Source organism: Neobacillus sp. SuZ13 (assembly GCF_030123365.1).
Lineage (GTDB): Bacteria > Bacillota > Bacilli > Bacillales > Cytobacillaceae > Neobacillus.
Map to the genome: position 1 here is coordinate 5804084 of NZ_CP126107.1, position 12373 is coordinate 5816456.

Consider the following 12373-nt stretch of genomic DNA (forward strand, 5'->3'; position numbering starts at 1 on the left):
GAGTGGAAAATTTACTTTCCACTCTTTATTGTTGGACTGTGAATTGAAAGAGACTTTTGGTTTAATCAAATGGAGGTTCGAAAGAATAGAGTATCTGGATTTGCTGGAGATACGGAAGAACATAAGCCAATGAGCCCTGGTCAATTCCTGTTGCTTAGGAATACTTAGAAAAATAATGTTGAAAAAAATAATCAATTTGATCGCCAATGGGAATTGGGTTCCAATCTATGGGCATGTTTTTTTTGCAAGCCATCAGGGTCGGAAAAAAGATGGCAGCATGGATTTGCCTCATCATCATGACAAGAACATCCTGATCTTTCTCTCCCGTAATTTCTTGTAACGTAGCAATAATTTTGGTGAATCCCATTGTTTGCATATAATCTTTGTATTCTAATTGCGACTCAAATGAAATATTGCCCTTCCCGAGAATTTCCCGGACGAGTTCAGGATACTTTATAATTGAATTTGCAAATTGAACCATGAAGGTTTTTAATCTTTCCTTTGGAAGAATAGAATGATCATCTAAAATGAGAAAAGCTTCTCGAAAGGAAGCCAGTAACACTTTCAAAGCTTCATTGATCAATTTATCCTTTGACCCAAAATAATAATTTATTAGCGCAAGATTAACTTCCGCTGCTGCTGCGATTTTGCGCAAGGTTACATATTCAAGACCTTCTGTCTTAATTAATTCCAGTGTTGAACTCAGTATATTTTCCTTTGTTGTCCTATCTTTTTCGGAGCTTTTGGTCATCTTATAACTCCCCTAATACACTTGTTTTGGAAATTTATTTGTTAAAAACGTAAATTTAAACTTTGTTTAATTTAACACTAATACTCATGGTCTTTCTGTGTCAAGGTTCCATTATATTATTTTACCATTTGGACCTCCCATGAATAAATTTTTTCTTGACAGATCGGTGGAAAAGATATAAATTTTTGTTTAAACGTTGTTTAAAACGCCGTTTAATTAATCGTTTAGATTGATGATTAAGTTTTTAGAAAAGGAGATGATTTTCGTATGTCAACAAAAATAGAAAATAATAATGAGGCCTTTTCTATTAAAACCATCATAGGACCAATGCTTGCTGTCATTGTGGGTATGATAATGGTTATTCTTGATAGTACGGCGATGAATGTTGCGCTTCCTGGAATAGTAAAAGATTTTAAATCGGATGTTTCGACCATGCAATGGTCCATAACAGGTTATACCCTTGCATTATCCGCTGTCATTCCTTTAGCTGGCTGGATGACGGACCGATTTGGGGCAAAAAAGATATTTTTAATTACGATCGCCTTGTTTACGCTCGGTTCCGTACTATGCTCTATAGCCCAAACCCCTGAACAGCTAATCCTCTATCGGGTGATTCAAGGCCTGGGCGGAGGAATGGTTGCTCCAATAGGAATGGCCATGATTTTCCGACTTGCTCCTCCAGAAAAAATGGGTGCCGTCATGGGAACACTTGGGATTCCAATGCTATTAGCACCTGCACTAGGGCCTGTTTTAGCGGGATATCTTGTAGAATACGTTACTTGGCACTGGATTTTCCTTATAAATTTGCCAATCGGTATTATTGCCATTTTGGTTGGAATAAAATTTTTACCTAATGTTGAGCGTAAAACAGTTCCAACACTTGATTTTTTAGGAATTCTTTTAGCACCTATTGCCTTCTCCATGCTTGCCTATGGAGTAAGTGAAGGGGGTAAGAGCTGGACTTCATCTGAAACTCTGACTGGATTAATTGTAGGTGGAGCGGCTCTCCTTATGTTCATTTTCGTCGAACTTCGTCAAAAACAGCCTTTATTAGAACTGAGAGTTTTTGGATCATCTGACTTTAGAAAAGGTATTGTGATCACATGGATTTCCCAAATCGCATTATTTGGGGTTATGATTATTGTCCCGTTATTTTTGCAAACCGTTAGAGGTTACGGTGCTTTGGATACTGGATTAATTCTACTTCCACAAGCTCTAGCATCAGGTGTTATGATGCCAATCGGAGGGCGTTTATATGATAAAATCGGTGCTCGTCCTTTAGCCATAACAGGATTGTCTATTATTACTGCAGCGCTATTTATGCTTTCACGAATTTCTATGGATACAACTACTGGATTTATCATTACATGTTTAGTGATGATGGGAGCAGGTATGGGACTATCCATGATGGCTATTAATACCCATGTTCTTCAATCCGCTCCAAGACATCTTGTTAGTCGCGTCACACCATTAACGACAGCGGCTCAACAAGTCATGGTTTCATTTGCAGTAGCAGGTATGACTGGTTTCTTAACATCAAGAATCACTGATCATATGACAGGTACAACTAACCCCATTGAAGCAGCCGTTTCTGCCTATGGTGACACGTTCCTTCTAGCTTCAGGGATTGCGTTAGCTGGTGCACTCTTAGGAACCATCCTAAGCAGACCAAAACAACAGCCGGACCCTGCATCAGATGATGATTCAAATGATGCGAAAGTCGCCATGATGGCAGGGCATTAACAAGAAAAATGGATGACTTTTTCTCGATAATGGGAAAAAGTCATCCATTTTTTCTTTTAGGGGTATTAATAGCATAACGAGGTTTTCAACGATTATTCTAGATTCGGAAAATCCTAATCTCTCTGTGATTTATATGAGAAGTATAACAATCTCTTTAAGGATTTTCTGTGGGTGATTCGGCAATCTTTTTGTCGAGTAATAGGACGTAAGCCGGAACACCTTGGTCAATCATTACATTTAATATAGTAATTGCATTTGAAATCGCTTGGTTAAAGGGTTTTATAACCACTAATTGGACAATGTGGGGTGGTAAATTAATGGCAAGGGCAAAAAAGGTAGACAGGTTCTTTAATTATTTACTTCGTATGGCTTTAAATTTAAAAGCAAGTGCGAACTACTTTGCTGAATATAAATTAAACAATGTTAGTGACCTAAAAATTTTTACCGAAAAGATGAAAGAATTTGAATCTAATGGAGATACCATGGTACATGATCTAATAATCGAACTAAATAATGCTTTCATCACTCCAATTGAGCGTGAAGATATTTTAGCTCTTTCCATAAGCATGGATGATATTTTGGACGGGTTATACCATACAGCTTCTATATTTGAAATGTACTCTATAATAGAAATAGACGATTATATGCTTACATTTGTGGATGCGATCAAAAATTGTATAACCGAAATTGATGCAGCTACGAAACTGCTATCTACAAAGAATTGGCTTCATTTAAGAGAACACACAATCAAAATTAAAGAAATTGAGTCTGATTGCGACCACATTTTACGTGATGCCATAAAACATTTGTTCACCAGCCAGAAAGATCCAATCCGAATTATTAAATACAAACAAATCTATGAAGGTCTAGAAGAAATCGCTGACAGCTGCAAAGCGGTGGCTAATTCGTTTGAAACTATAATTATGAAGAATGCTTAACATAGATATCAATTCCTCAAAAAAAAGACCCCGTATGGGGGTTTATAGACCGAAGCTTTTCAACTTCGACTTGTCGATCGTTTTTTCCTGTTTCATACCTTTTTCATGTTCTTTACGGAGTAATCCACCTTGTTCCATATCCCGTTGAATCAGGCGTTTGATATATGTGGCAAACTGAATGTACTGGTTACAATGTTCTAGAAGCTCTCTTTCATAGGGGTCATCCAGGTTGAAAGGGACCGACTTGACCTTACGATTCAGTTCATTCATCCTCAAAGACCACTTTCCCCATAGAATAATATCCGAAAGCGTTGGCATATTGCGGACTGTATACTTTGGGCCCGTTCTTCCGGTAGAGGACGGGTTTGATTAGCTTTATATTTTTAAAATGCCTTTTAATATATGGGTAAAGATATTCAGCAATTCCCCCGCAAAGATATGTCGGCTCGACCAAGTCCCATTTGCCTCGAACTTCCGCCAGGATGGCTTCCGCCATTTGTTTTTCTGTTATATCCATGTGTGTTTCAGCCCCGAAAGCAAGGGTCCCGCTTTTCCTGTCAATAAAATAGCCATCTTCCACTCTTAAATAGTTCAAGGTACTACTTCCAGCGTCGATGATATTCGCAATGTCCTCCGGCCTATCATCCATGCTGAAGTATGCCCCAGATCCTTCAGGCGCAACCCTAACATCATCGATGGAAAATGTTTTCTTTACATTGTTCACCGTGATCGTGTGTGACCCTTTCAGCATTTTCTCAATCATTTCCCTGTCTTTATCCACCATGCCTCGGATCGGCTGCCCAATCACTACACAATTCCCGCTCGTTCTTCCATACTGATGAACGGCCACCAGTACTCTGATCTTTGTTTCTTCATGCGCTTTCGAAATATCTCTCGGCTCTCTGATCGCATGGCATTCCCGCCAGGCAATATTCCCCAAGAACAGCTTCTCGTCTTCATACTCGACGATGAAGTCCCCGGCTTCCATTTGGTTGCCATCAGCATTCACCAAATGAAGATGGCGGTAAGGCCCAATGGTTGACCTAAACTTAAACACATGGTCCCTTGTTCTACCTTTCACCTCGTAGGCGCCTGCATCGATTGCTAAAATCCATTTGAGATCCATTTTCCCTACCCCTTTTGTGCATATGTCATACATCTACCTAGTTTCAAACCCATTATATGATTTAAGTACCACATGTGACACACACTGGTCATACAAAACTGTTAGTGGTCAAGCCATTTCTACCGAATTTGATATATTCTCAAAATCTGCGTCATAAAGTACTGTGATGACAACTATCACTTGAAGGGAGTATTTTTTATGAAAAAACTCTCTAAATTTGTAGATGAACTCCCGATTCCGCCGATTTTAAAACCACAATGGAAGGACTCATCTTATACTTTTTATGAAGTGAAGATGACGGAATTTAGGCAATCACTCCATCGTGAGTTGAATGATACAACCGTTTGGGGCTACGAGGGCAGCTATCCGGGCCCGACCATTGAGGTGGAAAGCAACGAAAATGTGTATATCAAATGGATCAACGATCTTCCAGATAAGCATCTCTTGCCAATCGACTATACGGTTCACGGCGCCCATAAGGATGTGCCGGACGTCCGGACGGTGGTGCATGTCCACGGTGCCTGCGTGGAATGGGAAAGCGATGGCTATCCTGAGGCTTGGTTTACTAAGGGATTCGAAAAAGTGGGGCCCTATTTTAAAAAGCAAGTCTACCACTATACGAATTGCGACCATGCATGTACGCTTTGGTACCATGACCATACCCTGGGGATTACGAGGCTCAATGTCTATGCAGGATTGGCGGGATTCTACCTCGTCAGGAACCAACGTGAGCGGTCTTTGAATTTACCAAGTGGAAAATATGATATTCCCCTGCTGATTCAAGACAAGACTTTCCATCAAGATGGTTCGCTTTTTTATCCAAAGCAGCCGGAAAAACCTGTCCCGGGATTAGAAACTTCGATCGTTCCTGAATTTTTTGGCGATACCCTTTTGGTGAACGGTAAAGTAAATCCTTTTTTAAAAGTAGAGCCTCGTAAATATCGCTTTCGGCTTCTCAATGCCTCTAATAGCCGGTTTTTTCGGATAAAGCTGGATTCGGGTCAGCGGATGTACCTGATTGCGACGGAACGGGGATTGATGCAGCAGCCAATAGGTGTCAAGGACATTCTGTTATCTCCGGCAGAACGGGCTGAGGTGATCATTGATTTTACCAATCTGGAGGGTAGGAAAATTATCATGACTAACGATGCGCCTGCCCCCTTTCCAAGTGGAAAGCCAGTGGATGAGCAAACGGGGAGCGTGATGCAGTTTCAAGTGACCCTCCCGTTGTCTAGTGTTGATACGAGTGTGATTCCGGCTTCTATGATGCCTATTCCGTTCATGCACGAACAGGCGGCTACTACGTCTCGATACTTAACGTTGAATGACAGTATGGATCAGTATGGCCGTCCATTGATGTTATTGGATAATAAACAGTGGGATGACCCGATTTCCGAAAATCCAAAGCTGGGCTCCACCGAAATCTGGTATCTGATTAACTTATCTCCGGATTCCCACCCGATTCATCTACACTTAGTGGAGTTTCAAATCCTAGACCGGCGGGGGTTCGATGTTGACAGGTATAACCAGGAGAAAACAATCCATTACACCGGTCCGGCGATTCCGCCTGAACCCCAAGAACGAGGCTGGAAGGATACTGTTCGTGCGGACCCGAATCAGATCACGCGGATTATCATGAAGTTTGGCCCCTTTACAGGGTTGTATGTCTGGCATTGTCATATGCTGGAGCATGAGGATTATGAAATGATGCGGCCGTTTATAGTGATACGATGAGCTGAGGCAGTGTGAGTTTCCATACTGCTTTTTTGCATGCTCGCAAGTAAAAATGAGGAATTTTTTAAAGGCATTCCCCCAATTATTTGCATAAGGATATAGTGAATGGAGTGAATACAGTGAATGCTCAAAGTGAAAAGGCAAAGCCTGCCAAGGAGAATAGTACTTCTGATAATAATGAAGAATTGCTTTTACAGCTTGAGAAACAAGTCTCTGTTGCCGTCTGGATTCAATTTATTGGTCAAATCATGGAGGCATATTATTTATCTAAGATTATGTTGGTTAATGAGGAAGTCAGAGAGGATGTCAATGAAAGACAGATTTTACTGGGAGTATTGATTCAAACCGCAGGACAATTTCTAGAAGGTGTTGGTACGACTAAACAGCTGTATACGGATGATGAAACGCTCACGCTGGAAGCGCAACAAATCACCAGTCTCGGGGATTGGCTGCAATCTTTAGGGGTTACTTTGGAAGCAAACGCAGGTACACAAATCATTCTTGAGGAAATAAAGGAATTTATCCCATAAAGGTATTTGTGCTTTAAACTACATTGAAAAAAGGAAATGGTTATAAATGGATCAATCATTATTTAAAGAAAATGAACTAAGACGGATATTTATTCGGCCTCATGTTTTTCATTATCATCCTTTTCATTTTGGAAGTCCATTTTTCGGCGGATGGTATGGCAGCCCCTTCTTACATTCATATGGTTATGGCTATGGCTACCCTTATTATGGGTATGGTTATCCTTACTATTAGCGGGATGGAGAGTATCTAAAAATCTAGGAGTTCCAGCCTGGATTTTTAGACGCCCCTGCTTCGAAACTTGATTTTGAAACTGAATTTCCCTTCTGAAGATACCTTTTTTATAAAAATCTGGCCTTCAATTTTAGTGGGTGGGATTTTATCGGCCGTTTTTAGGATTTATCGGCCACTTGGAGCCATTTATCTGCCGCTTTTTTATTTTATCGGCCACTTAACGATTTTATCGGCCACTTTCAGCCATTTATCGGCCACTTGCCTTTTTCCATCACCAAACCTGTTCCAGTTTCCCCACTACATAAAAAAATCCAGGCACTCAAGCCTGGATTACTATCCTTATTTTTTTAAAAGTTTACCTAAGAACCTCTTCACAATTAAGAAAACCCAAGCAATGGCTGCGAAGGCTATGAAAAATGCAATATACCCCCATAATCCCACAATTGCATCTTGAAATTCCATGTTCCCTCTATTCGTGATCGCTTGTTGTATTTCTATCGCAAAAACCAAAACTACCATAAACGTGAACGTATAGAGGAATGATAGAATAGTGATCCCATAGGGCATTTTAGAGATAATTTTAGAAAAAATAAGGACAACCACAAATACAAAGATGCCGATAATACCCATAATCCAAAAGTGTAGGTCTTTATCATTTAAACCAAGATTCAAATAATCATTTGTATATAGTTGAATGAAATCATGAATATTATTTAAAAGTTCAGTAAGCATGAGAATTATTTCTTTCAATTAAACCACTCCTTCCCTACATTGTAGAATAGTCATATCATTTACGCTAACCCAAATTTCTCCACCTTTTTGTATTTTTACAGGTATAAGAGAATGATAGTTTGGCAAAAATGATGATAGTTTCAAAATCGAGGGGGTAACGAGGATGAAGGAGAATAAATTACTATTATCGGAGTTTGCTAATGAGGATGGTTTTGAACTTAACAGCTATTTAACGCACTTATTCGAATATTTTTCCAGTCTATCAAAAACTGAAGTTGCAAAAATCGAGCCAACCCCGTGATTGTTTTAAGGGGCTGGCTCTTTTTTGTTGCAGGCCAATCCTATTAATAGTAGGACAATTTAATGACTACTTTTCCTTTTTTATCAACAAAACCCGCTTTTCCGTTTTTCTTCACGTAAACCAGCCCCTCTTTGAAAGAGCGCACTTCGTCATACTGAGGGGTGATGGCGATTTTCCCTTTAGCATTCATAAAACCATATTTACCTTTATACTCAACAAGAGCTAAATAATAATCGCTCTTGTAAAAAGGCTGAATGTCGCTATATTTCGGTTTGACAAGGACTTTCCCTGTTGACGCCAGGAGTCCATATTTTGACCCTTTCTTCACTCGAATCAAGCCTTTATATTGGAACGGATCGAGTCGGTCATATTTAGGTTGAATGAAAACTTTACCTTTGCCGTTCAGCGCGCCTTCTTTGTTATCCTTTTTAAAAATAACAAAATCATCCGTAAACTGTCCATCTCCATAGGTTGCAAGTCTTAAATAATCATAGGTTGGCTTAACGATCACTGTCCCCTTTTCATTTGCAACACCATATTTATTATTTTGTCTAATAATCGCTAAGCCTTTTTTATTAAACAAACTAATCGAGTCGTAACTAAAATCGAGGATCACTTGACCTTGTTTATTTATCATTCCATACTTTCCGTTTTTAGCCACAACAGCCGCGTTTTGCCAAAATTCATAAAGTGCGCTTCCATCACCATCGTAGGCTTCCTCATACTGGGGTTGAATAATTACTTTTCCAGTTGTATCTAGATAGCCCAGCTTTCCATTTGTGATAACTGGAGCTAAACCTCTTCTAAACACACTAACCGAATCATAAACCGGTTCAGCAATAATATTCCCCTTGCTGCTAATAAAGCCCCATTTTCCGTTTAATCTCGTTTGGGCAAAACCATTAAAAACCTCAGATATCCCATCATATTTGGGGGTAACAATTGTTTGACCACTTGCGTTAATGATTCCATATTTCCCATCATTTTTTACTTTAAATAACCCTTTAGCAAAAGGGGTTATGGATGTATAAGCTGGGGTTATGATGACCTTCCCTTGCTTATTGATTAATCCTTCCTTTTTATCTTGGGAGACGGTAAAGACTCCATTCGTGTTATCTGTAATCTCATCATAGGTTGATGGAAGGATAATCTTGCCCTTTGCGTCGATGATTCCAAACTTACCGTTGCTTTTGTAGTAGGCAACACCATTATGGAAATCGCCAATCGTTTCATATTTTGGTTTCACAATCGTTTTACCAGATGTGCTGATCAATCCATACTTACTGTTCTTTATAACGATGATTGGATTATTCAAGCCAACCTCTGCAAAATCATACTGCGGTTTAACAATGACTTTTCCCTTTTGATTTATGAACCCGTACTTATTATTCTTTTTCACGCGTAATAAATTGGTTCGCTTGGATTGATCGATCGCTTGGTATAGTGGTTTAATGGCAACCTTCCCTTTTTTATCGAGCATTCCATACTTGCCATACTGCTTAAATAAAACGAGACCATTGGTAAATTCAGTACCAAGGACCTTCTTACTTGTAGCTGCATAAGTGGTCGATTGTGCCGTACCCATAAGCAAGCTAAATAGAATCATAGCAACGAGCCAAACCTTCAAATGATTTTTCATATGTCCCCCCCTTTTTTCATCCAAATTATAGCATTTAGTTCCTAAATTTATCCATTATTATTTATTGCACTTTTTTGGTGTTAATTACATTTTGGGTGTCAGGCACCTTGTGAAATTTTCACAGGGTGCCTGACACCGATTTTTTGGGTATAATAGTGAAATATGGATTTTTACAAAAATTTGACTGGGTTTGGTAAAGGGGGTTGTGGCTTTGGAGTCGACACCTGCAAGTGAGAAGATTGAGCTTTTTGGGGATCAGGTGCGGGAATTGCTGCACCCAACGGTGACGGAGGATGCGCGGCTGGTTCAGAAGGGTTTGATGTTGTACCGGCAAGGGCTGGTGAAGCAAGTACAGATATGGGATAAGCAGATTACGGCGATGGTCCAGGATGTGACGCCGTGTTATGTGAAGTTGAATTTTGAGTTTTTGTCGCAAAGTGAGTGTACGTGTCCCGCCGAGGGCTTTTGCCGGCATCAGATGGCAGTGTTTTTTGCAGCGTATGCCAGGGTCGGTAGTGTAACTGATTGGGTGGCCGAGTGGCGCGAGCCGATGCAGGAGTCGAAGTCAATTTCAAGCTGGGGTTTGCAGACGGCGAAGGATTTGATTAAGGCGAATGGGTCCTCAAAGCCAGATTATGGACGCTGGGTCCATTCGTTTGAGGTCAGTTTTGATACGCTGCTGGCGACGAAGAAGTACACGAGTCCGTATGTAATTCCGGAGTTGTTTGGAATTTATGAGCGCCGGATTCATGCGAGTGCGCCAGTAGAGCAGGAATGGCGCCTGCTGTATGAGTTGGTCGGGATTGTCGTGTCGTTTCGAAAGTTGGCTCGATTGAGTGATCAGCTAGGTCATGATGACGATACAGTGAAGCGGGCTTATTTGCATTTGTTCCATAATTTGATGGATGATGCCGAGGAGCTATCGATTAAGATTGGCACACAGTCGCTGCCGTTTGATTTTGATGAGTTTGTTGATAATTTGCGGGCGGACACGTTTGAGCTGCTGACCTGTACGCAGGGGTTGGAGTATGAGCGGATTTTCTTGTACCGGCTGTTGTGGATTCATTTTTTCAAAAAGAAGGCCTGGCGTGAAGAAGAGTTGGTGAGGATTCAGGCACGGCTGAAGGAACTGCAGGATTGGGAGAGCCCGGCGCCATTAATGCTGGCTGGGATTCATTTGAATTTCTTGCTTGGAGATGATGAGGCAGCCCTGAAGTTGGTCCGACCCTTTAGTGATGCCGAGATTGCGCCATATCTTTTGTTTTGGATTGAGTACTTATCGGGGCTGAAGGCGTGGAAGCGTGTCGGCGCGGTTATTGAGTTATTTTTGCAAAAAGTGAAGGGTTATTTGGAATGGCTCGGCGGTTATCATAGTTGCTCGACATTTGTTCGGAATGCACTGAGGGCGGTGGCGCCTTATTGTGCGGAGAGTGACCGGGTGGATTTGTATGAGCGCGCGCTGCTAGCGATGCTTCCCTATAGTTTTGGCGATTATGAGCATGTGTTGTTTGAACGGAAGCAGTATGACCGCTGGGGCGAACTGCAGGCGTTTATTGGTTTGGATTATTATGAGCTGCCGAAGGACCGGTTGAAACTGATTGAAAAGGAGCGGCCTGAGGTGCTTCTGGGGATGCTGCATCAGACGGCGCAGAAGGAGATTGATCAGAAGAACCGGTCAAGTTACCGTTTGGCTGTGCGGCACTTGAAGAAACTTCGGACGCTTTATAAGAAGTTGAAACGGGTCGATGATTGGGAGTATTTCTTGGATACATTGCTGGAGCGGACGAAGCGGCTGCGGGCGTTTCATGAGGAGTGTAAGCGGAGTAAGTTGATTGAGGGCTAGCGATAAAGAAGGTGCCGATATTGCTGGCACCTTTTGTTTTTGGCCTTTGACTCGGGTCTTGCTGGCTCGCACTTATTTGAATGATCAATCAATTTTTTATAAAAAAGGAGACAGTTTCAAATGACTACTTCTGAAAAGTATTTAAGGACTTGCGATCAAGGACACCAATTTTATAAAAGCAGCGACTGTCCGACCTGTCCAACGTGTGAGAACGAACGCAAACCAGCAGATGGATTTCTTTCAGTCCTCTCGGCACCAGCAAGACGGGCATTAGAAAACAACGGGATAACTACTTTGCAGCAACTATCCACGTTGACTGAAAAAGAGATTTTGCAATTTCATGGCATGGGACCAGCTTCATTACCTAAACTTAGGTCCGCTTTGAAGGAAAATGGGTTAGCATTCAGGGAGTAAAATCACTACCAGTCCTGGATTTGTGAAGAATCTCCATGTCTTGATACATACATGAAGCTCGCTATTGTATTGCGGGCTTTTTCTTGTTTTTATTTGCTGTCATTTTTTCTAAAATCATCAGAATAATAGGCGCCGGTATCACTTTAAAGTGATCTATTTCAATTCCGAACATCCCGCTTTCAAGATAATTCAGGCATCGCCCTCCTCTAACCAAGCATTTTTGGTTATAATAAAGAAATATGGATTTTTCTGTGAACTTATTGGGGACATTGTGGGTGTCAGGCACCAACCGTGGACACTTTTGGAATTCTGTCCATTTGTCACGGACTTTTTCTGGTTTAGTATGGATTTTATTTAGGTATATGGATATTGATTTATATATTATTTTTA

At 40.9% G+C, this 12373-nt stretch carries 13 protein-coding genes; 8 read left to right on the forward strand and 5 right to left on the reverse strand.

All coding sequences use genetic code 11. The annotated features are described in order from the left end of the window. Nucleotides 1-154 precede the first annotated feature (154 nt). Nucleotides 155-751, reverse strand: a complete 597-nt coding sequence (locus QNH17_RS28480) for a TetR/AcrR family transcriptional regulator (RefSeq protein ID WP_283876650.1) — start codon at nt 749-751, stop codon at nt 155-157. Nucleotides 752-1018: 267 nt separating this feature from the next. On the opposite strand from QNH17_RS28480, the gene QNH17_RS28485 reads away from it, so the two are divergent. Beyond that, entirely contained in the window at nt 1019-2494 is a 1476-nt protein-coding gene (locus QNH17_RS28485; RefSeq protein WP_283876651.1) for an MDR family MFS transporter, read from the forward strand. Nucleotides 2495-2811: 317 nt separating this feature from the next. Next, nucleotides 2812-3432, forward strand: coding sequence for a DUF47 domain-containing protein (locus QNH17_RS28490; RefSeq protein WP_283876652.1), 621 nt, complete (start codon nt 2812-2814; stop codon nt 3430-3432). A 42-nt stretch (nt 3433-3474) separates the two neighbouring features. On the opposite strand, the gene QNH17_RS28495 is transcribed toward QNH17_RS28490, so the two are convergent. Together QNH17_RS28495 and QNH17_RS28500 are read right to left on the reverse strand one after the other, a co-directional pair. After that, nucleotides 3475-3702 (reverse strand): hypothetical protein, encoded by a 228-nt coding sequence (locus QNH17_RS28495; protein ID WP_283876653.1) that lies wholly within the window; start codon nt 3700-3702, stop codon nt 3475-3477. Beyond that, on the reverse strand, nt 3695-4558 hold the full coding sequence (locus QNH17_RS28500; protein ID WP_283876654.1) for a ParM/StbA family protein: 864 nt from the start codon (nt 4556-4558) through the stop codon (nt 3695-3697). The genes QNH17_RS28495 and QNH17_RS28500 overlap by 8 nt, the downstream gene beginning before the upstream one ends. A gap of 198 nt (nt 4559-4756) precedes the next feature. Between QNH17_RS28500 and QNH17_RS28505 the strand changes: the two genes are divergently transcribed. From QNH17_RS28505 to QNH17_RS28515, 3 genes are all read left to right on the forward strand, one after another. Next, a complete protein-coding gene (locus QNH17_RS28505) occupies nt 4757-6292 on the forward strand; it encodes a multicopper oxidase family protein (protein ID WP_283876655.1) in 1536 nt (511 codons plus the stop codon). A 119-nt stretch (nt 6293-6411) separates the two neighbouring features. Further along, nucleotides 6412-6822, forward strand: coding sequence for a hypothetical protein (locus QNH17_RS28510; RefSeq protein WP_283876656.1), 411 nt, complete (start codon nt 6412-6414; stop codon nt 6820-6822). 46 nt (nt 6823-6868) lie between these two features. Next, a complete protein-coding gene (locus QNH17_RS28515) occupies nt 6869-7054 on the forward strand; it encodes a hypothetical protein (protein ID WP_283876657.1) in 186 nt (61 codons plus the stop codon). Nucleotides 7055-7393: 339 nt separating this feature from the next. On the opposite strand, the gene QNH17_RS28520 is transcribed toward QNH17_RS28515, so the two are convergent. Further along, nucleotides 7394-7804 (reverse strand): hypothetical protein, encoded by a 411-nt coding sequence (locus QNH17_RS28520; RefSeq protein WP_283876658.1) that lies wholly within the window; start codon nt 7802-7804, stop codon nt 7394-7396. 145 nt (nt 7805-7949) lie between these two features. Between QNH17_RS28520 and QNH17_RS28525 the strand changes: the two genes are divergently transcribed. Beyond that, nucleotides 7950-8087, forward strand: a complete 138-nt coding sequence (locus QNH17_RS28525) for a hypothetical protein (protein WP_283876659.1) — start codon at nt 7950-7952, stop codon at nt 8085-8087. A gap of 43 nt (nt 8088-8130) precedes the next feature. Here QNH17_RS28525 and QNH17_RS28530 read toward each other — a convergent pair whose 3' ends face one another. Next, the gene (locus QNH17_RS28530) at nt 8131-9726 is read right to left on the reverse strand and encodes a WG repeat-containing protein (protein WP_283876660.1); all 1596 of its coding nucleotides are present in this window, start codon (nt 9724-9726) and stop codon (nt 8131-8133) included. A gap of 211 nt (nt 9727-9937) precedes the next feature. On the opposite strand from QNH17_RS28530, the gene QNH17_RS28535 reads away from it, so the two are divergent. Continuing rightward, the gene (locus QNH17_RS28535; RefSeq protein WP_283876661.1) at nt 9938-11569 is read left to right on the forward strand and encodes an SWIM zinc finger family protein; all 1632 of its coding nucleotides are present in this window, start codon (nt 9938-9940) and stop codon (nt 11567-11569) included. Nucleotides 11570-11689: 120 nt separating this feature from the next. Next, a complete protein-coding gene (locus QNH17_RS28540) occupies nt 11690-11983 on the forward strand; it encodes an RNA polymerase alpha subunit C-terminal domain-containing protein (protein ID WP_283876662.1) in 294 nt (97 codons plus the stop codon). The last annotated feature ends 390 nt before the right edge of the window (nt 11984-12373 follow it).

What these genes read in the sequence shown, in the direction of transcription:
- QNH17_RS28480 (WP_283876650.1), bottom strand. Translation starts at nt 751, where the DNA reads ATGACCAAAAGCTCCGAAAAAGATAGGACAACAAAGGAAAATATACTG.
- QNH17_RS28485 (WP_283876651.1), top strand. Translation starts at nt 1,019, where the DNA reads ATGTCAACAAAAATAGAAAATAATAATGAGGCCTTTTCTATTAAAACC.
- QNH17_RS28530 (WP_283876660.1), bottom strand. Translation starts at nt 9,726, where the DNA reads ATGAAAAATCATTTGAAGGTTTGGCTCGTTGCTATGATTCTATTTAGC.
- QNH17_RS28500 (WP_283876654.1), bottom strand. Translation starts at nt 4,558, where the DNA reads ATGGATCTCAAATGGATTTTAGCAATCGATGCAGGCGCCTACGAGGTG.
- QNH17_RS28490 (WP_283876652.1), top strand. Translation starts at nt 2,812, where the DNA reads ATGGCAAGGGCAAAAAAGGTAGACAGGTTCTTTAATTATTTACTTCGT.
- QNH17_RS28505 (WP_283876655.1), top strand. Translation starts at nt 4,757, where the DNA reads ATGAAAAAACTCTCTAAATTTGTAGATGAACTCCCGATTCCGCCGATT.
- QNH17_RS28495 (WP_283876653.1), bottom strand. Translation starts at nt 3,702, where the DNA reads ATGAATGAACTGAATCGTAAGGTCAAGTCGGTCCCTTTCAACCTGGAT.
- QNH17_RS28540 (WP_283876662.1), top strand. Translation starts at nt 11,690, where the DNA reads ATGACTACTTCTGAAAAGTATTTAAGGACTTGCGATCAAGGACACCAA.
- QNH17_RS28525 (WP_283876659.1), top strand. Translation starts at nt 7,950, where the DNA reads ATGAAGGAGAATAAATTACTATTATCGGAGTTTGCTAATGAGGATGGT.
- QNH17_RS28515 (WP_283876657.1), top strand. Translation starts at nt 6,869, where the DNA reads ATGGATCAATCATTATTTAAAGAAAATGAACTAAGACGGATATTTATT.